The sequence below is a fragment of the Lentzea flava genome, assembly GCF_014648475.1.
Lineage (GTDB): Bacteria > Actinomycetota > Actinomycetes > Mycobacteriales > Pseudonocardiaceae > Lentzea > Lentzea flava.
Genome location: NZ_BMRE01000024.1, coordinates 98,599 through 120,913 on the forward strand (window position 1 = coordinate 98,599; position 22,315 = coordinate 120,913).

Here is a 22,315-nt window from a genome sequence, read left to right on the forward strand (position 1 = left end):
CGTGGTGCGCAGACATTAGCCTGACGATGTCCGATAGTCCCGTGCTAGTGACGTAGGAGGGAACCGGTCTTGTTCGACCCCCGGCCACTCGTTGACATCGCGACGGCCATCGGACAGGAAGCTGGCGCTCTGGTTCAGCGCATGCGCGCTTCCGCCGTCGTCTCGTTCGACACCAAGAGCACCTCGACGGACGTCGTGACCGCCGCCGACCGCGCTTCAGAACAACTCGTCCGGACGCGTCTGTCCGAGTTGCGTCCCGGCGAGCCGGTGCTCGGCGAGGAGGAGGGCGGCACGGTCGTCGAGGGCCTCACGTGGGTCGTCGACCCCATCGACGGCACCGTCAACTACCTCTACGGCATCCCCTGGTACTCGGTGTCGATCGCCGCGCAGCTCGACGGCGAGTCGGTCGCGGGCGCGGTGGTGGAGCCGGCGACCGGGCGCGTGTGGACCGCGGCTCGCGGGTACGGCGCCTTCCTGGACGGCTCGCCGTTGCGCGTGTCCGCGACCACGGACCTGTCGCTGTCTCTGCTGGGGTACGGGTTCGCGTACCGGGCGGAGCGGCGTCAGCGGCAGGCCGACACGTGGGCCGCGATGGCGACGCGGGTGCGGGACATGCGGCGGGCCGGGGCGGCGTCGCTGGACCTGTGTTCGGTGGCTGCCGGACGGCTCGACGCCTACGCGGAGCATGCGCTCGGGCGGTGGGACTGGGCGGCCGGTGGGTTGATCGCTTCGGAGGCCGGTGCCGTGGTGCGGTTGCCGGGGTCGTCGCCGGAGCTGGGGGAGGATGCGACGTTCGCTGCCGCTCCCGGTATTGCCGACGCCATGTACAGCGCTCTCGTCGAGTCCGGGTTCGGCAAGGTCTGAGTCGACCTCGTTGCGTGGCGTTGTCGACATGTCGACCACGCCGCTTTGCCATAACTGCTGGTCACAGCGCTAATATATTGGTTGTGCAAAATACGTTTGCGGACGTCCGCAAACGTATTTTGCATAAGCGGTGAGCGGCGGCCTGCGATGGGGCCTCGCAGTGGCGGGGACGCGGCGGTAGGCGACGCGGTGGGCGCGGCGCGGTGGGCGACGCGGTGGGCGCGGCGCGGTGGGCGACGCGGTGGGTGATGTGGCGGCGGCGCGGTGGCGACGCGGTGGGCGCGACGCGGAGGTCGTGCGGACAGGGTGGAAGCGAGGGCGGGGCGAACTGTTCGCCTAAGCCCGGATCCGCTTCGAGCCCGCGCGGTAAGGCAAGTCGGTTCGTCTGCCTGTGAGAGGGCGCGCTTGGGCGGAAGAAGGTCAAACCGTCACGTGCGTGATGGGGGCGGCGGAGAGTCAGCAGGTCACGTCGCGGGCGCCGGCCAGGTTGTCCGCGTTCAGGGTCGGCGGGGTGGCCGCCGCCGCCTGGCCGCCCTGCTGTTCCGGCTGCTGTTCCGCCCACTCCTTGAGCTGGTCGAGCACCTTGCGGGCGTCGGCGTTCGGCTTGACCTCGTCGAACTTCTTGCCGATCGCGATGTCGACGGTGGCGTCCTGGCGGTCGTCGCGCACGAGTTCGAGGCACGGTTCGAGCAGAGAGACCGTCCTGGCGGCCGCCGCGCCGGGGGCTCCGAAGCGGATCTGGCCGCGGCAGCCCATGTCGCCTGCCGGGTAGATCGGGTCGTTGCCGGGGTCGGCCGCCTGCTTCAGGCCCAGCTCGGTGAGCATCGTGGCGACGGCCTTGGCGTGGTTGCGCTGGGTCGAGGCGTTGACGACCTTGAAGTTGACCTCGCCCACCGGGACCGGGGTGGTGCGGTCGAGTGCGTCGTGCTCCAGGACGGTGCCCAGCGGCGGGGGTGCCGGGGTCGAGGAGGCTGCCGGGTCGGCGGAGGTGGTCGCGTGGCCGGGTGCGTTGCACTTGATGGCCGCGTCCACGTCGCCGGCGGTGCCGAGCACCTTCACCCACACGAACACGGAGCTGACCAACAGCACCGCGAACAGGACGAGCGCGGGTACGGGCCGACGCCGCTTGTAGGGCGTCAAGCTTCCCGATGCGGGTCCCACGTCCGAAGCCCTCCCCGTGTTCCGTCCCCTGTGATCAGCCTAGGCCCTGCCCGGCTGTTGCGCGCCTCGGCGGGCGTGACCCACCGCACCGGCCTGATTGCTCACAGTCAGGACGGTACCGGTCCGGCGCCAGGTTGCACGCCGGGGTTCAGGTGCTCGCGCACAGGGTATCGGTCCAGCGTAGAAAGGTTGTGCCACCCGTCCGGTCGGTAAGGGGTAACCCGATGTCGAGTCACTCGGACAATGAGCTACCCTCTGCGCGCTCCGCACACATGTGGATCAAGCCGACGGTCACGTCTAGGGGGTTGGCTTGCCACCGGGTGAGGGAGACCTACGTCACCTTGACGTGGGGCACAAAAGAGGGCGCTGGAGCGTTAACCAGCGACACGAACAGTCTCCGTAGACCGCAGGGGTGAAGAAGATGGCGACCGACTACGACGCGCCGCGTCGCAGCGAGGCGGACGAACTCGCTGAGGACTCCCTCGAGGAGTTGAAGGCCCGGCGGAACGAGACTCAGTCCGGCGTCGTCGACGTCGACGAGGACGCGAGCGCGGAGAACTTCGAGCTGCCCGGCGCCGATCTCTCCGGCGAGGAGCTCACCTTCAAGGTGCTGCCCAAGCAGGCCGACGAGTTCACGTGCTCGAAGTGCTTCCTGGTGCACCACCGCAGCAGGCTCGCCGAGGACAACAACGGCGTGTACATCTGCCGCGACTGCGCCTGAGTCCGGCAGGGAACAACGTCAGAGAAGAAGACTGGGCGCTCACCCGCACGGGTGGCGCCCAGTTGTGTTCTCAGGACTTGATCGCCGCGGCGAGCTCTTCCGGGCGCCGCGTGCTGATCATCCAGTAGGGCGTCGGGTCGTCCGGGTCGTTCACGCGCACCCGCACGAGTGACTTCACCCAGCCGCGGTGCACGACGTACGCCGCCGGGTCGAGGTGCGGGCCCATGGCCTTGCGCCGGTCCTCGGGGGCGATGATCTCGACCTCGCCGAGCAGGTTCAGCGGGATGTGGGCGTCGCCCGCCTTCAGCTCGCCGCCGGACACCTCGACCTTCGTCGACCCCATTCGCACGATCAGCACGACCGTCAGCGGCAGCAGGATCACGTACGGCAGCCAGGACCGGACGCCGGGGAAGCCCATGTGCACCTCGGCGGCCAGCAGCGCGGCCGCCAGCAGCGGCAGCGGCCAGATCCACCACGTCACGTACAGGCGTTCGCGGAAGGTCGTAGTGGCGGTCACGGCAGTCTCACTCACGTCGTCAGGGTAATCTCGGCCGCCGTGTCCAGCGTCGAGGTGTTGCTGACCCGGCTCGATCCGGGGGTTCCCGTGCCCGCCTACGCCCGTCCCGGCGACGCGGGCGCCGATCTGGTCACCACGTCGGACGTGGTCATTCCACCAGGCGAGCGCGCGGTGGTCGGCACCGGTGTCGCGATCGCGCTCCCGGCGGGGTACGCCGGGTTCGTGCACCCCCGTTCCGGACTGGCCGCGCGAGTCGGGCTGAGCGTGGTCAACACGCCCGGCACGATCGACTCGGGCTACCGCGGTGAGATCCGCGTTTGCCTCGTGAACCATGATCTGCGTGAGCCGATCGCGCTGTCGCGCGGCGACCGGATCGCCCAGCTCGTCGTGCAACGCGTCGAGCACGCGGTGTTCCGCGAGGTCACCGAGTTGCCGGAGACGGAACGCGGTGCGGGAGGCTATGGCTCGACCGGCGGGCACGTGGTGCTCGCCAGCACGCAGACGGAGGGGTAGTTCATGTTCGGAAGGCGCCGCAAGCGCGGTCGTCACTCCGCTGGGGCGGTCGACACCGGTCCGGAGCACGACGAGGTTTTCGAGGACGTCGAGGGCCCGTGGGACTCGACCGTGGCGCCCCGTGACGACGTGCAGCGGCTCGACCTGGGATCGGTGCTGCTGCCGATGCCGGACGAGGCGCAGCTGCAGGTCGAGATGGACCAGCAGTCCGGTGCCGTGCGGGCGGTGCACGTCCTCACGTCCGTCGGCCAGCTCACGGTCAGCGCGTTCGCCGCGCCGAAGTCGGGCGGGCTGTGGAAAGAGGTCGGCGCCGAGCTGATCGCCGGCCTGAAGGAGGACGGCGCCCGCATCAACCGCGAGAACGGCGAGTGGGGCGAGGAGATCACCGCGCGCAACCAGGGCGTGCAGATCCTCTTCATCGGTGTCGACGGCCCGCGGTGGATGCTGCGCGGTGTCGCGGCCGGCCCCGAGGAGCACTTCGAGCAGAACTCCGAGGCGTTGCGCCAGATGCTGCGCGGCACCGTGGTCGTGCGCGGCGACCAGCCGATGCCGCCCCGCACCCCGCTGCCCGTCGAGCTGCCGGAAGCGATCGCCCGGCACATTCAGCAACAGGGCTGACGAGCCTGCTGCCACGCCTGCACCGCGCGCCCCAGTGCGTGCGGGTAGGCGTCGAGCGTCGTCTCGGTGAGCACGGCGCGGGGCAGGGCGTCCGCCCACTCCCGCGCGATCTCGATCGGGTGCACCGGGTCGTCGGCGCACCCGACGATTCCCGTTGGCACGTCGAGGGTCTTCAGCTCGTCGAGCGTCGGGGCCGGGTGTTCCGCGGCTTCCTCCAGGTGCGGCACGAGCTGCTCGCCGTAGCCGCGCCACGCCCTGCTCAGTTCGGCGTGCAACCAGCCGGTCGTGCCGCTCAGCGCCGTGTCGAGGCCCTGGCGCGCGACGATCTCCGCGCTGGCCCTGGCAGCCGCAGCGGCGGGGGCGCCGTCGGGAGCACCGGTCCAGGCGGGCAGCGCGAGGATCAGACCCGCGCACTTCTCCGGATTCCGCACGGCCCACGACGCGGCGACGTGCGCACCTAATGAGACGCCGCCCACCACGATCGGGTGGCCTGTGAAGGCATTTTCGAGAGCCGTCAACCGTTCACTGAGTGTGCGCACACGTGGAGCGGTGAAAACAGCGCCGACCTGCGACAACGGCTCGGCGAACACGGAACGGACAAAAACCTCGTCCGAGGCGGTTCCGGGCAGGAGGACGACAGTCTCGACAGGCACGCCCGAGATTGTCGGGCCTCCTGCGTACCCTCACTCACAGACGGTCCACACCACGGGGCCACTTGAGCAATGCTGGAGTCGGGGATGAGCGGCTATTGGCGCCGCTTGGTGCGTCGCTTGACCAGCGACGTCGCCGAGCTCGACGCGGACGACCTCTCGCGAAAAGCGGAGGCCGTCGGCGCGGTGAAGGCCTGCGACTGCAAGTCCGGTGAGGAGGTCACCGTCCTCGGCAGGCTCCGCAGCGTGGAGCTCTGTCCCAGGGATGCGGCCGCCACACTGGAAGCCGAGCTCTACGACGGCACCGAGGGCGTTACCCTCGTCTGGCTCGGCCGCCGTCGCATCGCGGGAATCGAGCCTGGTCGGACGATCAAGGCCCGTGGCCGCATCGCCGTGCGCGACGGGCGCAAGGTGCTCTACAACCCCTATTACGAGTTGCAGAACGCTTCATGACTTCAGCCAAGACCGAAGAAAAGCAGCCCACCGTCCTCGATCAGATGGGCGGCGTGAGCGGCATGCTCTACTCGTCGCTGCCCGTCGTCGTCTTCGTGATCGTCAACTTCGCGGCCAAGAACCTGATGGCCGCGATCATCAGCGCCCTCGCCTCCGCCGTCGTGATCGGCGTGGTCCTGGCCGTCCGCAAGGGCACGATCCAGCCGGCGATCTCCGCCGTGTTCGGCGTCGGCATCGCCGCGTTCATCGCCTACAAGACGGGCGAGGCCAAGGGCTTCTTCCTCTTCGGCATCTGGCAGAGCGTCGTCTACGGCAGCGCCTTCCTGCTGTCCATCATCGTGCGCTGGCCGCTCGCCGGCGTGATCTGGACGTTCCTCAACGGCAGAGATCGCTCCTGGCGCAATGACAAGGCCTCGGTCCGCGACTACGACATCGCGACCTTCGTGTGGGCGCTGGTCTTCTTCGCGCGCTTCGTGGTGCAGCGCTGGCTCTACGAGGAGGACCAGGTCGGCTGGCTGGCGGTGGCCCGTCTCGGCATGGGCTACCCGTTGATGGCCATCGCCCTGGTGGCGACCGTCTGGGCGGTCCGCAGGGCCGACAAGCGCCTGAAGGCGGCCGAGGAGGCCGCGGCGGCGCAAGCCGAGGCGGAGGAGGTCCTCGCCCGCACGGCCGACGATCTGCTGACGCCGGACATGGACGAGCTCAAGCGCGTCGTCGACTCCGAGGCACGCGACAAGTCCAGGGACTGACCGGTGGGGACCTTCGGCGCCGGCCCGTTCGACAGCGACGGCGCCCAGGACCTGCTGGACTCCCTCGCCGCCCGGCCGGCGGACCAGCGCGGCGCCGTCCTCGCCGCGCTGCTCGCCCAGCCGGTCGCCGACCCCGGCTGCGTGGGCAGCGAGGTCTTCGCGGACGAGGTGGTCGCGGCGGTCGCCGTGATCGCCGCGGGCCTTCCGCAGGTCGCTGCGGGAGAGCCGTGGTGGCGTGACGTGATCGAGGCCGCCGGTCCGGCGGCGCCGGCGACGGACCGGCCCCGGCTGGTCGAGCTGGCGTCGGCCGCGCTGCCGATCGTCGTCGAGCCCTGGGAACGCGGCTGGGTGTCCGAGGACGACGCGATGGCCGCCCGGGAAACCGTGCGGCGCCTGTCCGAGGCGCTGCGGACCCGCTGAGGCGCGGTCAGGGCGGGCCCAGCACGGTGCGAAGTTCGTCGCGGCCCGTCACGCCGAGCACGCCGTAGATCGCGTGCAGGTGGTTGTCGACCGTGCGCTTCGAAGTGTGGAGCTTCTCGGCGATCTGCTGATTGGTCAGGCCGGACGTGGCCAGCCGGGCCACCTCCACCTGGCGGCGGGTCAGGTGGGTGAGGCCGTCCACGCGCAGGGCCGGGGTGCGGACGCCGTCGAAGTCGCGCATCAGCAACGCCTGGCGGGCCGACGCCTGCGAGGCGGCGCGGACGTTGCCCTGAGTGCGGTGCAGGCGAGCGGCGGAGGCGAGGGCTTCGGCGGCGTAGAGGGTGGCGCCGAGGCGCAGGAAGTCCGTCGCCGTGGCCTCCAGCACTGTCGGTGAGGCGTGGGCGAGGGCGGTCGCGTGGGCGGCGTAGGCCGAGGTCATCGCGTCGTCCATGGTGGACGTGAGGGCCGCCAGGCGCAGTGACGTGTCGACGCCGAAGCGGGCCGCGTCGTGCAGGGCCATGGCCTCGCAGCTGTGCATGCCCAGTTCGGCGCACTCGTCCGCGGCCGCCATCGCCGCGTCGGCCGCAGCCCGCACGTCGCCTGCGGCGGCGACCACCCACGACCGTGCCAGCGACACCGTCGTCCCGGTCAGCCGCCACGCCGGGCGGCGGGCCTGCTCGGCACGGGCCAGGGCGTCCGCGGCCAGGCCGGTGTCGCCGCAGAGCGCCGCGGAGGCGGCCAGGCTCGCCAGCCCGATGGTGTCGAAGATCAGGTGGTTGTCGGCTGTTCTCGGACAGGCTTCGCGGGCCAGGCGCAGGGCGTGTGAGCCGTGGCCGCGCATGCGCGCGCAGAACGACAGCAGGCTGTAGAGCGACGTTGTCCCGGTGATGTCCAGCTCGTCGAACGACGTGTCGTCCATCTTCAGGGCGAGACTTTCCGCCTCGCTGAGGCGGCCGCTGAACGCCAGCGCGAAGCAGCGCATGCGCGGCGTGCTGCTGTTGGGCCAGGCCGACGGTTCGTCGTCGAGCGCGAGCGCCGCCGCCTCCGCCTCGCAGGCGTCGATCTCCTCGTCGACCTCGCGGTACCGGCCCGCGTTCAGAAAGCAGGTCGCCCGGATCCGGCGCAGGAAGATGGACAGGTGCGGGGCCATCTGCCGATAGCTGCTCTCCAGAACCGGGGCCACGGGGCCGCGCTCTGCCGCCTGGAGGATGCGGACCACCCACAGCCAGTCCCGCAGATCCGCGGGGAGACCAGGCACGTCGACGCTGTCGAGCACCGCGGCCGCGGCGTCCGCGTCGCCCAGTCCGAAGTAGAGGTTCAGCGATCGGGTGGCGCCCAGGCGGCTCAGGTCCGCCGCCGACAGCGCGCCGCTCATCACGTCCGCCAGCGTGGCCTCGGCCTCGTGCGGCGCGCGGCCGTACATCAGCACCTCGCCGAACACGTGCCCGACCCGTTCCAGCCCTCCGGCGTCGACGGCGGCCCGGCACAGGCGTTCCGCGAGCGTCACGTCCCGCGCGGCCCACGCCTGCTCGGCGGCCGCGGCCAGCAGGTCCAGCGAGATGGGCGAGCCGCCGTCCAGCCGCCACGTCGCGATGCGCATCAGGTCTTCCCGGCGACGCGCGCCCGTCGCCTCCAGACCGGCGGCCAACGCCCGTTGGTGCGCCTGCGCGCGCAACGCGGGACAGGTCGCCCGGAGCAGGCTGCCGTACAACGGATGCCCCAGTCGCACGACGGTTCGCCGCCCCGACGACTCGACCTGGATCAACGCGCGGGTCTCGAGGTCGTCGAGCGCCTCCTCCCGCACCAGTGACGCGAGCAGGTCGAGCTCCACCGGCTCGGAGTAGGCGAGCAGCTCCAGCGCCAGCCGGTGCGACGGCTCCAGCCGGCCGAGATTTTCCTGCACGAGCTCCCCGAGCCGCCCGCCCAGCTCGATCGCGCCGTGCCACGACCAGATGCCGTTGATCGCGCGCAACGACCCCAGCGCCCGCCCGGACACCACGAGTTCTCTGAGGTACAACGGGTTTCCCGCGCTGCCGGACCACAGCAACGTCGACGACCGCGAGTCCACCGGCCCGTCCAGCGCGCGTTCCAGCAGCTCGTCGGACTCGGCCCTGGACAGGACGCCGAGCGCGTACCGGCGCAGCAGTCCCTCCTGCCACAGCTCGGTCCTCTCACCGGGCCGCGACGTCACGAGAACCCGTGCGAGCTCCTGCCGGATCACGTGGTGCAGCATCCCGATGGACGCGTCATCGAGCAGATGCGCGTCATCCACCACGATCGCCAACGGCTGCGGTTCGGCCAGAAGATGCTCGACGGCACGACCGAGCGGATTGGCCGTGCGCATGTCCGCGGGCAACATCGCGGCCAACGCCCCGAACGGGATCGACGACGTCGCCACCGTCGCGTAACACCGCCGCACGGTGAAGCCGGTCTTCTCCAGCCGCGCCACGACCTCGTCCGCGAGCCGGGTCTTGCCCACCCCCGCGGGGCCGACGAGCGCCGCGCCCTTCCCGTTCGGTCCGGTGAGCGCGGACATCACGTCCTCGAGCTCCCGCGCCCTGCCCACGAACGGCCACACAACTCGCAGTGTGCCCAAGTTCTCGTCAGGCGCGCACACGGTTTTGCCCGAGTTCGAGAGGGATGGGCACGAAAGTGTTGGCACTACCCCTGCCCGAACAGCGCGCGCAGCCCACCTCGCCCCGTCACGCCCACGGCGGCGTAGGTCGTGTGCAGGTGGTTGTCCACCGTCCGCTTGGCGATGGCGAGCCGTTCGGCGATCTCCACGTTCGTCAGCCCCGCCACAGCCAGCCGGGCGATCTCCAGCTGGCGTGGCGTCAGCGCGGCGAGGGTGCTCGTCACGACCAGGCCGGGCGTGGTGGCACCGTCGAACGACTCCGCGAGCGCCGAGGCCTGCCGCTCCAGCCGATCCGCCTCCCTCGGCCGGTCGTGCAGCCGCGACAACCGGCTGGCCTCCGCGAGCGCCTCGGCCGCGTACAAGGTGGCACCGCACGCCGCGAAGGCCGCCGCCACCTCCTCCAGCCCCGCCGGGTCACGCAACGCGCGCGCCTGAGCGTGCGACGCGTACGCGGTCGTCAGCGGGTCCTTGCGCGACTTCGCGAGCTCCAGCAGCCGTGGCGAGGTGTCCGCACCGAACCGTGCCGCGTCGTGCAGCGACACGATCTCCTCGGAGTTCGCGCCGTGGGCCCGTGCGGCGGCGGCGTTGTCCAACGCGGCCTGCATCGCCTGATTCACGTGTCCCGCGCCCGCGAGCACCCACGAACGCGCGGTGCCGACGGCGAACCGCGCGATCCGCCACGCCGGCCGCAACCCCGCCTCGGCGCGCGCCAGGGCCCGTTCCGCCCGCTCGGACTGCCCGAGCAGCGCGGCACCGGCCGCGAACTCGGCCAGCAGCAACACGTCCCACATCATCGGCAGCGCCTCGGAATCCGGGATGCCCTCGGCCGTGATCCGCACGGCCGACGCGGCCTGCCCGCGCAACCGCGCGCTCTGGCTCAGCAGCACCCGCGGCGGCACCTGGGTGACCGACCAGCGGTCCTCCTCGATCACCTCGGCCAGCGCCCGCGCGGCCCGCTGCTCGGCACCGGCGAGGTCACCGCAGCGCAGCATGCTCTCGTTGCGCACCCAGTTCGCCGCGTTCACCAGCGACGGGAACCGCCCGGCCGTCGCCGTGACCGCCTCGTGGTTGTCCTCGATCCGCGCGATGGCCTCGGTGTAGCGGCCCGCGAACTGGTCGGCGAATGCCAGCAGCTGCCGCCCGGCCGTCGCCGCCCAGCCGCCCTCGGCGATCAACAGCTCGCCACCGAGCCGCGCGAGCCGCAGTGGTGCGGCCTCCAGCGCGAACGTCAGCGCGAAGAACAGCACCGCGTGCTCCAGCTCCGGCGGCAGCTCCCCGACGGTGACCTCGTCCAGTACGGCGACGGCCGCGTCCTCGTCACCAAGACCGAAGAACAGGTTGAACGCGCGCGTACAGCCCACCTGGATCAACGTGAGCATGTCGCCGCCCGCCGCCATCGTCTCGGCGAGCACCTCCTCGGCTTGGGCGCACTGACGCTGGTACATCAGCACCAGCCCGAGCACGAGCCCCACGCGTGATGTCGCCCCACGCGCCACGGCGGCCCGCGAGAGCCGTTCGGCGAGCTCCCAGTCCTGCGCCGCCAGCGCCTGCTCGGCCGCCCGCGCCAGCACGTCCGGCGACTCGGCCGCGCCGCTGTCCAGCCGCCACGTCGCGACCCGCACCGCGTCACCTGGCCGGTCGGCGCCCCGCGCTTCGAGCCGGTCGGCCAGAGCTCTTCGGTGGGCTCTGGCTCTCAACGTCGGGCACGTCGCCCGCAGGCGCGCGCTGTAGAGCGGATGTGCGACGCGCGCGCGTCCGTCGTCACCGATGCGCACGAACCCCATGTCGACGAGGTCCTGCGGGACGGGCATCAGCTCGGGCTCCAGCGGCTCCCCGTACGCGAGCAGCTCCAGCGCCCGCCGCTGCGGCTCGGCGAGCCGCCCGAGTGTCAGGTCCACGAGCTCGGCGAGCCGTCCGGACAGCTCCAGCGGTCCGCTCCAGTTCCAGCCGCCCACGGTCTCGGTGAGCGCGCCGGAGTGCAGCCCGGCGGCGACGAGTTCCTTGAGGTACAACGGGTTGCCCTGGCTGTTCGCCCACACCAGGTGCCGGGTCGACGCGTCGGCGGGCCCGCCGAGCGCGGCGGTGAGCAACGCGTCCGCGCGCTCCTGGTCCAGCGCGTCGACGGTGACGACGGTCAACCCTTCGATGCTCCACCCAGGCCGTGCCGTGCAGATGACCCGCGTCAGCCTGTGGCGCACAACGTGCTGCAACACCAACAACGACGTGTCGTCGAGCAGATGAGCGTCGTCGATCGACAGGACCCGCCGTCCGCCACGGGCGAGGTGCTCGGCGGCCGCCCGCACCGACGAGGCGGGCAGCAGACCGGGCCCAGGCGCTCCGGCCGGGAGGTCCGTGGGCACGTGCGACGCGATCGCGCCGAGGGGGATCCGGGAGGTGGCGATCGTGGCGTAGCACCGCACCACGGGGTGCGGCGTCGCGGCGAGCGCCTCCGCGGCCAGGCGCGTCTTGCCGACCCCGGGAGGACCGGACAGCAGCACCGCGCCGTCCGCGGCCAGCGCCCGCAGCGCGGCCCTCAGCTCACTCTCGCGCCCGACCAGGGGCAGCTGATCGCTCACAGCTGGTAAGTGCTCGCTTCCGTTGCGCAGATACCCGGCAAGTTGAGCATGTCCATGCTCATGACCACGCCGGTCGGCCCTCCCAGGATGTCCCGTGGGCCGAAATCCGGCACGAAGAGGGGGAAGTCATGAGGAAGAAAGCTGCCGTTCTCGCGGCACTCGCGCTCGTCGTCGGCGGTGTTCTCGCCACCACGTCCGCGTCGGCGGGCGCGGCCCAGGCCGGCTCGCCGATCATCTCGCGGCTCAACGGCCTGTGTCTCACCGTGTCCGACGCCAACACCGGTCTCGGCGCCGGCGTGCTCATGGCCGAGTGCCGTGGCCAGTCCCACCAGCTCTGGTACTGGGACGGCAACATCAGGCTGCGCAGCACGCAGACCGGCAAGTGCCTGACCGTGGCCTGGGGCAACCCGGACAACGGTGCGGCGCTGCACATGTGGGACTGCCAGAGCGACTGGGGCAGCCAGATGTTCTACCGGCCGTGGAGCACTCCGGAGGAGCAGGGCCGGATCCGGTCGTTCATGGGCGGCAACCGGTGCGTCGACATCTCCGGCGGCAACCGGTGGCAGGGGGCGACCGTGCAGATGTGGGACTGCCACCTCGGTGCCAACGACTACTGGACCGTCTGACGCGCCTAGTACCCGAGCGCCTTCTTGATGTCCTGCTCGACGGCGGCGGTGGTGACGAACAACAGCTCGTCGCCGCCCTCGAGCGTGTCGTCCGGCTGCGGCACGATGACCCGCCCGCCGCGCAGGATCGTCACCAGCGCGGCGTCGCGGGGCAGCGTCAGCTCCGACACGGCACGCCCGGCGAACGGCGTCGACTCGTCGAGCGTGATCTCCACGAGGTTCGCCTGCCCCTGCCGCAACGTCAGCAGCCGCACGACGTCACCGATCGTCACGGACTCCTCGACCATCGCGGCGAGCAACCGCGGCGTCGACACGGCCACGTCGACACCCCACGACTCGGTGAAGAGCCATTCGTTCGTCGGGTCGTTCACGCGCGCGACGACACGACGGACCGCGAACTCCGTCTTCGCCAGCAGCGACACGACCAGGTTGACCTTGTCGTCACCGGTCGCGGCGATCACGACGTCGCACAGCTGCATGCCCGCGTCCTCCAAAGAGGACAGCTCGCACGCGTCGGCCTGCACCCACTCGGCCTGCTCGACGGAGTTGGGGTCGAAGTGCGCCCGGTCGCGCTCGATCAGCATGACCTGGTGCCCGTCCGAGACGAGCTCCTGCGCGATGGACCGGCCCACCGCGCCCGCACCAGCGATCGCGATCCGCATCAGCTCTCCTCCGGTGCCTGCAGCGCCGCCGCCGCGACGTCGGTGACCGTGCCGGACAGCGCCGCCACGTAGATGGTGTCGTCCGCCTGCACGACGGTTTTCGCGTCCGGCAGCACACCCGTGCCGAACCGCATGAGGAACGCCACGCGGGCGCCGATGGCCCCTTCGAGCTCGAACACGGGACGGCCGACCCACGACTCGGCGACCTCGATCGGCAGCACCGCCACGGTGCCGGACGGGTCGCGCCACGCGGTGGCCGTGCCCTCGGGCAGCAGCATCCGCAGGAACCTGTCGGTGGTCCACGGCACCGTCGCCACGGTCGGGATGCCCAGCCGCTCGTACACGGCGGCCCGCTTGTGGTCGTAGATGCGGGCGACGACGTGCTCGACGCCGAACGTCTCCCGCGCGACCCGCGCCGAGATGATGTTCGAGTTGTCGCCGCTGGAGACCGCCGCGAACGCGCCGGCGCGCTCCACGCCCGCCTCGATCAGGACGTTCCGGTCGAAACCGTTCCCGACGACCTGCTGGCCGTGGAAGTCGCTGCCGAGCCTGCGGAACGACTGCGCGTCCTTGTCGATCACGGCGACCTGGTGGTCGAGCCGCTCGAGGGCCCTGGCCAGGGAGGCTCCCACCCGGCCACAGCCCATGATCACCACGTGCACGACATGCCTCCTCAGGCGAACTCTGCGCAGAACCTACCGAGCATTAGCCCGTCCCGGTGAGTGGACCCCTTACGCTCTGGCCGTGTCCAAGCTCGCCACCGCTGCCAAACGCCTCCTGGTCGGACGGCCGTTCCGCAGTGATCGCCTCGCTCACACCCTCCTGCCCAAACGAATAGCCCTCCCGGTGTTCGCCTCCGACGCCATGTCGTCGGTCGCGTACGCGCCGGAGGAGATCTTCCTGATGCTGTCGGTGGCGGGCCTGAGCGCCTACGCCATCGCGCCGTGGGTGGGCGTCGCCGTCGTCGTGGTCATGCTCACGGTCGTCGCCAGCTACCGCCAGAACGTGCACGCCTACCCGTCCGGTGGCGGCGACTACGAGGTCGCGACGGTCAACCTGGGACGCAGAGCAGGGCTCACCGTGGCGAGCGCCCTGCTCGTGGACTACATCCTCACGGTCGCGGTGTCGATCTCGGCGGCGATGGCGAACATCGGCTCGGCGATCCCGTTCGTCGCGACGCACAAGGCCCTGTTCGCCGTGTCCGCGATCGTCATCCTCACGGCGATCAACCTGCGCGGCATCCGCGAGTCCGGCAGCGCCTTCGCGGTCCCCACCTACGCGTTCATGATCGGCATCATGGCCCTGATCGCCTGGGGCCTGTTCCGCGGGCTGGTGCTCGGTGACGAGATGCGCGCGGAGAGCGCGGGCTTCGAGATCCACGCCGAGCAGGACCACCTGATGGGCCTCGCGTTCGTGTTCCTCGTGCTGCGCGCGTTCTCGTCGGGCTGCGCGGCGCTGACCGGTGTCGAGGCCATCAGCAACGGCGTGCCCGCGTTCCGCAAGCCCAAGTCGCGCAACGCCGCGACGACGTTGCTGATGATGGGCCTCATCGCGGTGACCATGCTGATGGGCCTGATCGTGCTCGCCCAGCTGACCGGCGTGAAGATGGCGGAGTTCCCGGACAAGCAGCTCTCCGGCGCCCCGGCGGGCTACGAGCAGAAGACCATGGTGGCGCAGATCGCGCACGCCGTGTTCGACAACTTCCCGCCCGGCTTCTTCTTCATCGCCGGTGTCACCGCGCTGATCCTGGTGCTCGCCGCGAACACCGCGTTCAACGGCTTCCCGGTGCTCGGCTCGATCCTCGCCCAGGACCGCTACCTGCCGCGCCAGCTGCACACCCGCGGCGACCGGCTCGCGTTCTCCAACGGAATCCTCTTCCTGGCCGGGTTCGCGGTCGTGCTGGTGATCGCGTTCGACGCCGAGGTCACCCGGCTGATCCAGCTCTACATCGTGGGCGTGTTCGTGTCGTTCACGCTGAGCCAGCTCGGCATGATCAAGCACTGGCAGCGGTTGCTCAAGACCGAGACCGACCCCCAGGTCCGCAGCCGGATGCGCCGCTCGCAGGCGATCAACACGTTCGGTCTCGTCATGACCGCGACCGTGCTGATCATCGTGCTCATCACGAAGTTCACCAAGGGCGCGTGGATCGCCATCGCCGCGATGGCCGCCATCTACGCGTTGATGACGGCGATCCGCAAGCACTACGACACCGTCGCCGAGGAGCTGCGCCAGCAGGAGCGGGTGCGCACGATGCCGGCGCGCAACCACGCGATGGTGCTGGTGTCCAAACTGCACATGCCGACGCTGCGGGCGTTGTCCTACGCCAAGGCCACGCGGCCGGACGTGCTGGAGGCCGTCACGGTCAACGTCGACGACGGCGACACCCGCCAGCTCGTCGCGCAGTGGGAGAAGGAGAACTTCAAGATCCCGCTGAAGGTGATCGAGTCGCCGTACCGCGAGATCACCCGGCCGGTGCTCGACTACGTGAAGCGGGTGAAGTCGGACAACCCGCGTGACGTCGTCACCGTGTTCATCCCCGAGTACGTCGTCGGGCACTGGTGGGAACAGCTGCTGCACAACCAGAGTGCGTTGCGGCTCAAGGGAAGGCTGCTGTTCCAGCCGGGTGTGATGGTGACGAGCGTGCCGTGGCAGCTCGCGTCGTCCACCAAGGTGCGCGACAAGGACGTCATCGCGCCGGGTGCCGTCCGAAGGGGACTCGACGACCGATGAGCTGGGTTGGGCAGAAGTTCGAAGTAGAGGTCGGTCCCGTCGCGCACGGCGGCCATTTCGTTGCACGGCACGAGGGACGCGTTCTGTTCGTGCGGCACGCGTTGCCCGGTGAGCGGGTCGTCGTGTCGGTCTACGAGGACAACGGCGGGTCGTTCTGCCGTGCGGACGCCGTGGAGATCCTGCGGCCGTCACCGGACCGAGTCGAGCCGCCGTGCCCGTTCAGCGGACCGGGGATGTGCGGTGGCTGCGACTTCCAGCACGTGTCGTGGGACGCGCAACGCGAGTTGAAGGCTCAGGTCGTCCGCGAGCAGCTGGCGCGCCTGGGCAAGATCGAACGCGACGTCGTCGTGGAGGCGTTGCCGGGCGGTCCGCTGGGGTGGCGGACCCGGATCCGGATGGCCGTCGACGGCGACGGGAGGCCGGGTTTCCGCGGCACCCGTTCCCACGATGTGATTCCGGTCGACCACTGTGTGATCTCCCGGCCCGGCATGGTCGAGGCGGTGGCCGACCGGAAGTGGCGGGCCTCCGAGCTCACGATCACCCAGGACGGTGACGGAAACCTGCATGTGGGTGAGGTGCGCGGCCGACACACCGTGCGACGCGCCGGAACCGGTACGGCCGTCGAGACCGCCGCCCAACGAAAGTGGCGAATTTCAGCGGACGGGTTCTGGCAGGTCCACCCGGCGGCCGCGGACACGTTCGCCTCGGTCGTGGGGGAGTGGATCGCGGCCGGACCCGGCCAGCGCGCGTGGGATCTCTACGGCGGCGCGGGGCTCTTCGCGTCGGTGCTCGCGCGACAGGTCGGCGACACCGGATCCGTGCTGGTCGTGGAGTCCTTCGCGGGTGCCGTGGAGGACGGTCGCCGCAACCTGCGGCGCCTGCCGCAGATCGAGTGGGTCGTGGGCAAGGTGGAGCGTCTCGTGACGCGCGCACTGCCCGTTGAGGACCCTCACGTCGTGGTGCTCGACCCGCCGCGCAAGGGGGCCGGCAAGGTCGTTGTGGCTGAAGTCGCACGACGACGGCCGCAGCGGGTGGTCTACGTGGCCTGCGACCCCGCCGCGCTGGCTCGTGACCTGGCGGAATTCACAGCTCAGGGGTACCGGCTCGAGGCCCTGCGGGCGTTCGACGCCTTCCCCATGACGCACCACGTGGAGTGCATCGCCCTGCTCGTACCTGAGACGAGGTGACAAAGCGTCTCAGTCGAGTCTCCGTAGACTGAGCCGAAGTCTTCAGGAGTGAGGTGGGCGTGGTGACCCTGCTGGAGTCCGTGCATGGACCGGCTGATCTGAAACGGATGGACGAGGCGCAGCTGAAGCAGCTGTGCGAGGAGATCCGGCGTTTTCTGGTCGACAAGGTGTCCAAGACGGGCGGGCACCTGGGCCCGAACCTGGGTGTCGTCGAGCTGACCGTGGCGCTGCACCGCGTGTTCGACTCGCCGCAGGACCCGATCGTGTACGACACCGGGCACCAGTCCTACGTGCACAAGATCGTCACGGGTCGCCGCGACGGTTTCGACCAGCTGCGCCAGCAGGGCGGCATGTCCGGTTACCCGGCGCGCACGGAGTCCGAGCACGACGTGCAGGGCAACAGCCACGCGTCGACGGCGCTGTCCTACGCGGACGGCCTGGCAAAGGCCAAGCAGCTCACCGGCGACAACGGCCACGTGATCGCCGTCGTCGGCGACGGCGCGCTGACCGGCGGCATGTGCTGGGAGGCGTTGAACAACATCGCGGCGGACAAGACGCGTCCGGTCGTGATCGTGGTCAACGACAACGGCCGCTCGTACTCGCCGACCATCGGCGGTCTGGCCGACCACCTGTCCACGCTGCGCCTGCGTCCCGGCTACGAGCGCGTGCTGGAGAAGGGCAAGAGCGCGCTGCAGCAGACGCCGTTCTTCGGCAAGCCGCTCTACGCCGCGTTGCACGCCGCCAAGCGCGGCATCAAGGACGCGCTGGCCCCGCAGGCGATGTTCGAGGACCTCGGCCTCAAGTACATCGGCCCGGTCGACGGCCACGACATGGCCACGCTCGAGTCGGCTCTGCAGCGCGCGAAGTCGTTCGGCGGACCGGTCATCGTGCACGCGGTCACCCGCAAGGGCATGGGCTTCGCACCGGCCGAGAACCACGAGGCCGACCAGATGCACGCCACCGGCGTCATCGACCCGATCACCGGCGAGAACCTCAAGCCGTCCAAGCGGACCTGGACGCACGTGTTCTCCGACTCCCTGGTGGAGATCGGCCGCGAGCGCTCCGACGTCGTGGCGATCACCGCCGCGATGCAGGGCCCGACCGGCCTGGACGCGTTCGCCAAGGCGTTCCCCGAGCGCTTCTACGACGTCGGCATCGCCGAGCAGCACGCGCTGACGTCCGCGGCCGGTCTGGCCATCGGCGGGCTGCACCCCGTCGTGGCCGTCTACGCGACGTTCCTCAACCGCGCGTTCGACCAGCTGCTGATGGACGTCGCCCTGCACGAGCAGGGCGTGACCGTGGTGCTGGACCGCGCGGGCGTCACCGGCCCGGACGGCGCGTCGCACCACGGCATGTGGGACATGTCGATCCTCGGCGTCATCCCCGGCATCCACGTCGCCGCGCCCCGGGACGCGGGCACCCTGGCCGAGGAGCTGCGCGAAGCCGTGGCGATCTCGAACGCGCCGTCGGTGATCCGCTACCCGAAGGCGTCGGTGGGCGCGGATCTGCCGGCTCTGGAGCGCATCGGTTCCGTGGACGTGCTGCGGCGGTCCGGCAACGACGTGCTGCTGGTGACGGTGGGTGCGTTGGGCGAGCTTGGTCTCGAGGCCGCGCAACGACTCGAGGACCAGGGCATCGGCGTGACGGTCGTCGACCCGCGGTGGATCTACCCGATGTCGACGGACCTCGTGGAGATGGCCGCGTCGCACAAGCTCGTCGTGACCGTTGAGGACGGTGGCCGCCACGGTGGCTTCGGCTCGGCGCTCGCGGCCGCCCTGCGCGACGCCGACATCGAGGTGCCGTTGCGCGACATCGCTCTGCCGCAACAGTTCCACGACCACGGCGAGCGCGGCGAGGTGCTGGCGTTGTGCGGCATCACCGCGCAGGACGTGGCGCGCCGCGTGACGGAGTGGGCCGCCCGCCTGGAGTGCCTGCCAGTGGAAATCGACGAGCCCGCCGAGAAGTAGGTCGGCTACTCTCCACCTCGCGTCCGCTGCTTTGTGGCCCGGCAGGTCTCCCTCGCCGGGTCCCACGATCGGGCGGACGCTTGGGGCTCTTCAAAAGCGCCAGGTTCGATTCCTGAACGCCACGACCCCGGTCGCACACGGAGACCACGAGCTCTGCGAGTCCCCTGTGGACTCCCGCTCGCGGTTTCGCCGGCCGGGGTCGTGGTCTGCCCGGACGGAGGTGGAGACGATGAAGCACACGTTGTACCCGTGGGAGCGGGGTGTCCGGTTCGACCGCGGTGTGCTGGTGGGCGAAGTGGGCCCCGGCCGGCACCGGCTGCCGTGGCGTGCCGTGCTGCACCGCGTCGACGTCCGTCCGCGCACGATGACCCCGGCGGCGCAGGACGTGCCCACCTCCGACGGAGTGCTCGTCCGCGTGACCGTCGTGGTGCGGTGGGCGGTGTCCTCGCCGACGAAGTTCGTGGTGGAGTCCGCGTCCCCCGAGGCCGAGCTGTACACGGCAGTGCAGCTGGCACTGCGCGGTGCGGTGCTCACGCGCGCACACTCCGCCGTTGATGCCGAGCGGGAGACCATCGCGGCCGAGGTCGCGGCCGGTGTCGCCGCAAGGGCCGAGGAGCTCGGCGTGTCCGTTGCGGACGTGGCTGTTCGCGACGTCGTGATGCCCGGTGAGCTGCGCCGCGCGGCGTTGGCCGAGCTCGTGGCGGCGTCCGAGGGACGTGCCGCTCTGGAGCGGGCGCGCGGGGAGACGGCGGCGCTGCGGTCGTTGCTCAACGCGGCCCGGCTGGCGGAGGAGCACCCGGCGTTGCTGGAGCTGCGTGCCCTGCAGGCCGCTTCGACCGTCGTGGTGGACCGGCCGGCGCGGAAGTCCTGATCACCTGCGGAGCGTGGTCCGCGACTCCCACAGCCGCCGGCCCGCCTCGGTCCTCTCACTCAACTGGCCGTGTGCGCGCACAGGCTGGCTTCCGAGCGCTTCGCCGAGGTGGGGGCGTGGCTACCACTACCGCGTCCTGGCCGAGGAGGACCGGCAGATCCCGACGCGGTTGCTCACCCGGTTGCTCGTGCATCACCAGCGGGCGTGAAGGTGCCGTTAAGCGACTTCTCAGGTCGATGTGGCACCTTTGATGCGTGCGGATTCTGGTAGTCGAGGACGAGGCGCCTCTGGCCGACGCGATCGCTCGCGGCCTGAGGCGTGAAGGCATGGCCGTGGACGTCGCCTACGACGGCGAGACCGGGCACGAGAAGTCGACCGTCACGCGGTACGACGTCGTCGTGCTCGACCGGGACCTGCCTGGGATGTCCGGCGACGAGCTGTGCAAGGAGATCCTCAGCTCCGGCGCGCTCACCAGGGTCATGATGCTGACGGCCAGCGGCACGATCGAGGACCGCGTCGCCGGGCTGTCGCTGGGCGCGGACGACTACCTCGCGAAGCCGTTCGCGTTCCCCGAGCTGGTCGCGCGCGTACGGGCACTGGCCAGGCGCGCGACCCCGGCGACGCCGCCCGTGCTGTCGGCCCAGGACGTCGAACTGGACCCGGCGCGGCGCACGGTGTCGCGCGGCGGGCAGCCGATCGAGCTGACCCGCAAGGAGTTCGGCGTGCTCGAGGTGCTGCTCGCGGCCAAGGGATCGGTGGTGAGCAGCGAGGAGCTGCTGGAGCGGGTGTGGGACGAGAACGCCGACCCGTTCACCACGACCGTGCGGGTCACCGTCATGACGTTGCGCAAGAAGCTCGGGGAGCCGGGCATCATCGACACCGTCGTGGGCTCCGGGTACCGGGTGCCGAGTGCCTCGATCGGACCCGCTGAAGCCTGATTCCCGAGGACACCTATGCGACGGCGCGGACCGGGGCTCCGCCTCCGGATCACGCTCCTCACCACCGCGCTGGTCGCGGTGGTGAGCGTTGTGCTGCTGTTCCTCGGGTGGACGCTGGTCGGGCGGGTCTTCGACTCGTCGCCGTCGTTCCCCGCCGGCAGTCAGGTCACCGTGGACGGGGTCAACGTCGACGTGGCGGTGCTGACGGAGGCGTTGACGGCGGCGGCCCGTGCGGACCTGTTGCGGGCGGGGCTGATCGCGTTCGCGTGCATGGTCGTAGCTGCTGCCGTGCTGGCGTGGACGTTCACCGGTCGTGTCCTCAAGCCGTTGCACGACGTCACGGGGGCCGCGCGCCGGTTGTCGGCGGAGTCGCTGGGATCGCGGTTGCGGCTGGAGGGGCCGCGCGACGAGGTCGCCGAGCTCGCGGACACGTTCGACGCGATGCTCGACCGGCTCGAAGCGGCCTTCGACTCGCAACGCCGGTTCGTGGCGAACGCATCGCACGAACTGCGCACTCCTCTCTCGGTGGTGCGCACGGAGCTGGACGTCACCCTGTCCGACCCGGACGCCGACGTGGAGGAGCTGCGTCGCATGGCCGGTGTCGTGCGCGCGGCGGGGGAGCGTGCGGAGCAACTGGTGTCGGCGCTGCTGCTGCTCGCGCGCACGGACGGTGCCGGGCTCGCGGTGCGTGAGCCGGTCGATCTCTCCGCTGTCGTGGAGTCCGCGTGGAAGGCCGTGCGTGCGGAAGCCGAGGCGCGGAACCTGCGCACGGTGTTCCGGTGCGCGCCGGCGCTCGCGGTCGGAGATCCCGCACTGCTGGAGCGCATCGCGGGGAACCTGCTGGAGAACGCGGTCCGCCACAACCACGTCGGCGGGTGGATCGAGACCGTGGTGGAGACCGGGCCGCAGTGGTCGGTCCTGCGGGTGTCGTCGTCAGGTCAGCTCATCCCGCCGGACCGCGTCGAGGAGCTGTTCGAGCCGTTCCGCCGCGGGGTCAAGGACCGCACCAGCCAGTCGGGCACCGGGCTCGGGCTCTCGATCGTGCGGGCCGCGGTGGCGGCACACGGCGGGTTTGCGCAGGCAGTGGCCGTTCCGACGGGTGGTCTGTCGGTGACCGTGCACCTGCCGGCGGCACCTCGCTGATCTCCAGCCGCAAGTTGTCGACGTGGCGCCGGTCACACTGTGCGTCGATCTTGGCTGGTTTGGGCCGTCCGCGTGGTGTCTGACCTGCGGTTACGCCGTAAGTGACCCCCGATTTGGATCTCGGTGGACCGGCGTGTAAATTTCTCTCTGCCAGCGCGGAACGGGCCGGAAAACACCGGAACGGAGCGCGGCGAAAGACTTCTAAAGCCTGACACAGCCCCGGAAGTGACTCTCCTCGGAGACGAGCTGCGGTGTGCGCGTGTTCTTTGAGAACTCAACAGCGTGCCGAAACACAGCCAGTAATATGAATACCC

21 protein-coding genes are annotated in these 22,315 nt (G+C 70.6%); 14 read left to right on the forward strand and 7 right to left on the reverse strand.

Annotated elements, in window-relative coordinates; translation table 11 throughout:
* The first annotated feature begins 69 nt into the window (after window positions 1–69).
* The gene (locus tag IEZ09_RS25610; protein ID WP_189256295.1) at window positions 70–864 is read left to right on the forward strand and encodes an inositol monophosphatase family protein; all 795 of its coding nucleotides are present in this window, start codon (window positions 70–72) and stop codon (window positions 862–864) included.
* A 456-nt stretch (window positions 865–1,320) separates the two neighbouring features.
* Here the strand turns inward: IEZ09_RS25610 and cei are convergent, their stop codons facing one another.
* Window positions 1,321–2,004 carry an envelope integrity protein Cei gene (gene cei / locus IEZ09_RS25615; RefSeq protein ID WP_229812954.1) on the reverse strand — a complete coding sequence of 228 codons (684 nt, stop codon included), beginning with the start codon at window positions 2,002–2,004 and terminating at the stop codon, window positions 1,321–1,323.
* Window positions 2,005–2,446: 442 nt separating this feature from the next.
* Between cei and IEZ09_RS25620 the strand changes: the two genes are divergently transcribed.
* Window positions 2,447–2,746 (forward strand): DUF4193 domain-containing protein, encoded by a 300-nt coding sequence (locus IEZ09_RS25620; protein WP_030464829.1) that lies wholly within the window; start codon window positions 2,447–2,449, stop codon window positions 2,744–2,746.
* A 70-nt stretch (window positions 2,747–2,816) separates the two neighbouring features.
* Here the strand turns inward: IEZ09_RS25620 and IEZ09_RS25625 are convergent, their stop codons facing one another.
* A complete protein-coding gene (locus IEZ09_RS25625) occupies window positions 2,817–3,278 on the reverse strand; it encodes a DUF3093 domain-containing protein (protein ID WP_229812955.1) in 462 nt (153 codons plus the stop codon).
* Window positions 3,279–3,302: 24 nt separating this feature from the next.
* Here IEZ09_RS25625 and dut point away from each other — a divergent pair, with 24 nt between their 5' ends.
* Together dut and IEZ09_RS25635 are read left to right on the forward strand one after the other, a co-directional pair.
* The gene (dut, locus tag IEZ09_RS25630; protein ID WP_189256297.1) at window positions 3,303–3,776 is read left to right on the forward strand and encodes a dUTP diphosphatase; all 474 of its coding nucleotides are present in this window, start codon (window positions 3,303–3,305) and stop codon (window positions 3,774–3,776) included.
* A gap of 3 nt (window positions 3,777–3,779) precedes the next feature.
* Window positions 3,780–4,394, forward strand: a complete 615-nt coding sequence (locus tag IEZ09_RS25635; protein WP_189256298.1) for a DUF3710 domain-containing protein — start codon at window positions 3,780–3,782, stop codon at window positions 4,392–4,394.
* Here the strand turns inward: IEZ09_RS25635 and IEZ09_RS25640 are convergent.
* Window positions 4,379–5,047 carry an alpha/beta fold hydrolase gene (locus IEZ09_RS25640; protein ID WP_189256299.1) on the reverse strand — a complete coding sequence of 223 codons (669 nt, stop codon included), beginning with the start codon at window positions 5,045–5,047 and terminating at the stop codon, window positions 4,379–4,381. The genes IEZ09_RS25635 and IEZ09_RS25640 overlap by 16 nt on opposite strands.
* An 84-nt stretch (window positions 5,048–5,131) precedes the next feature.
* Between IEZ09_RS25640 and IEZ09_RS25645 the strand changes: the two genes are divergently transcribed.
* Genes IEZ09_RS25645 through IEZ09_RS25655 form a run of 3 tightly spaced genes read left to right on the forward strand, consistent with a single transcriptional unit; the run spans window position 5,132 to window position 6,666 of the window.
* Window positions 5,132–5,497, forward strand: a complete 366-nt coding sequence (locus IEZ09_RS25645) for an OB-fold nucleic acid binding domain-containing protein (RefSeq protein WP_035908814.1) — start codon at window positions 5,132–5,134, stop codon at window positions 5,495–5,497.
* On the forward strand, window positions 5,494–6,246 hold the full coding sequence (locus IEZ09_RS25650; RefSeq protein WP_189256300.1) for a DUF3159 domain-containing protein: 753 nt from the start codon (window positions 5,494–5,496) through the stop codon (window positions 6,244–6,246). The genes IEZ09_RS25645 and IEZ09_RS25650 overlap by 4 nt, the downstream gene beginning before the upstream one ends.
* Window positions 6,247–6,249: 3 nt before the next feature.
* Window positions 6,250–6,666, forward strand: a complete 417-nt coding sequence (locus tag IEZ09_RS25655; protein ID WP_189256301.1) for a DUF4259 domain-containing protein — start codon at window positions 6,250–6,252, stop codon at window positions 6,664–6,666.
* Window positions 6,667–6,673: 7 nt separating this feature from the next.
* Here the strand turns inward: IEZ09_RS25655 and IEZ09_RS25660 are convergent, their stop codons facing one another.
* Both IEZ09_RS25660 and IEZ09_RS25665 read right to left on the reverse strand, forming a co-directional pair.
* Entirely contained in the window at window positions 6,674–9,244 is a 2,571-nt protein-coding gene (locus IEZ09_RS25660; protein WP_189256302.1) for a helix-turn-helix transcriptional regulator, read from the reverse strand.
* Window positions 9,245–9,327: 83 nt separating this feature from the next.
* Window positions 9,328–11,877, reverse strand: a complete 2,550-nt coding sequence (locus tag IEZ09_RS25665) for an AAA family ATPase (protein WP_189256303.1) — start codon at window positions 11,875–11,877, stop codon at window positions 9,328–9,330.
* Between the two features lie 128 nt (window positions 11,878–12,005).
* Here IEZ09_RS25665 and IEZ09_RS25670 point away from each other — a divergent pair, with 128 nt between their 5' ends.
* Window positions 12,006–12,503: an RICIN domain-containing protein gene (locus IEZ09_RS25670; RefSeq protein WP_189256304.1), complete on the forward strand. Its 498-nt coding sequence runs from the start codon at window positions 12,006–12,008 to the stop codon at window positions 12,501–12,503.
* Window positions 12,504–12,508: 5 nt separating this feature from the next.
* On the opposite strand, the gene IEZ09_RS25675 is transcribed toward IEZ09_RS25670, so the two are convergent.
* Entirely contained in the window at window positions 12,509–13,165 is a 657-nt protein-coding gene (locus IEZ09_RS25675; protein WP_189256305.1) for a potassium channel family protein, read from the reverse strand.
* Window positions 13,165–13,827, reverse strand: coding sequence for a potassium channel family protein (locus IEZ09_RS25680; protein ID WP_189256306.1), 663 nt, complete (start codon window positions 13,825–13,827; stop codon window positions 13,165–13,167). The genes IEZ09_RS25675 and IEZ09_RS25680 overlap by 1 nt, the downstream gene beginning before the upstream one ends.
* A gap of 82 nt (window positions 13,828–13,909) precedes the next feature.
* On the opposite strand from IEZ09_RS25680, the gene IEZ09_RS25685 reads away from it, so the two are divergent.
* The 6 genes from IEZ09_RS25685 to IEZ09_RS25710 all read left to right on the forward strand — a co-directional run bounded on the left by IEZ09_RS25685 (window position 13,910) and on the right by IEZ09_RS25710 (window position 22,001).
* Window positions 13,910–15,895 carry an APC family permease gene (locus IEZ09_RS25685; protein ID WP_189256307.1) on the forward strand — a complete coding sequence of 662 codons (1,986 nt, stop codon included), beginning with the start codon at window positions 13,910–13,912 and terminating at the stop codon, window positions 15,893–15,895.
* Window positions 15,892–17,082, forward strand: coding sequence for a class I SAM-dependent RNA methyltransferase (locus IEZ09_RS25690; RefSeq protein ID WP_189256308.1), 1,191 nt, complete (start codon window positions 15,892–15,894; stop codon window positions 17,080–17,082). Before IEZ09_RS25685 ends, IEZ09_RS25690 begins: the two co-directional genes overlap by 4 nt.
* Before the next feature lie 62 nt (window positions 17,083–17,144).
* Window positions 17,145–19,049: a 1-deoxy-D-xylulose-5-phosphate synthase gene (gene dxs, locus IEZ09_RS25695; protein WP_189256309.1), complete on the forward strand. Its 1,905-nt coding sequence runs from the start codon at window positions 17,145–17,147 to the stop codon at window positions 19,047–19,049.
* A 229-nt stretch (window positions 19,050–19,278) separates the two neighbouring features.
* On the forward strand, window positions 19,279–19,920 hold the full coding sequence (locus IEZ09_RS25700) for an SPFH domain-containing protein (RefSeq protein ID WP_189256310.1): 642 nt from the start codon (window positions 19,279–19,281) through the stop codon (window positions 19,918–19,920).
* Between the two features lie 254 nt (window positions 19,921–20,174).
* Entirely contained in the window at window positions 20,175–20,858 is a 684-nt protein-coding gene (locus IEZ09_RS25705; RefSeq protein ID WP_109640397.1) for a response regulator transcription factor, read from the forward strand.
* A 15-nt stretch (window positions 20,859–20,873) separates the two neighbouring features.
* Window positions 20,874–22,001 carry a sensor histidine kinase gene (locus IEZ09_RS25710; protein ID WP_189256311.1) on the forward strand — a complete coding sequence of 376 codons (1,128 nt, stop codon included), beginning with the start codon at window positions 20,874–20,876 and terminating at the stop codon, window positions 21,999–22,001.
* Window positions 22,002–22,315 lie beyond the last annotated feature (314 nt).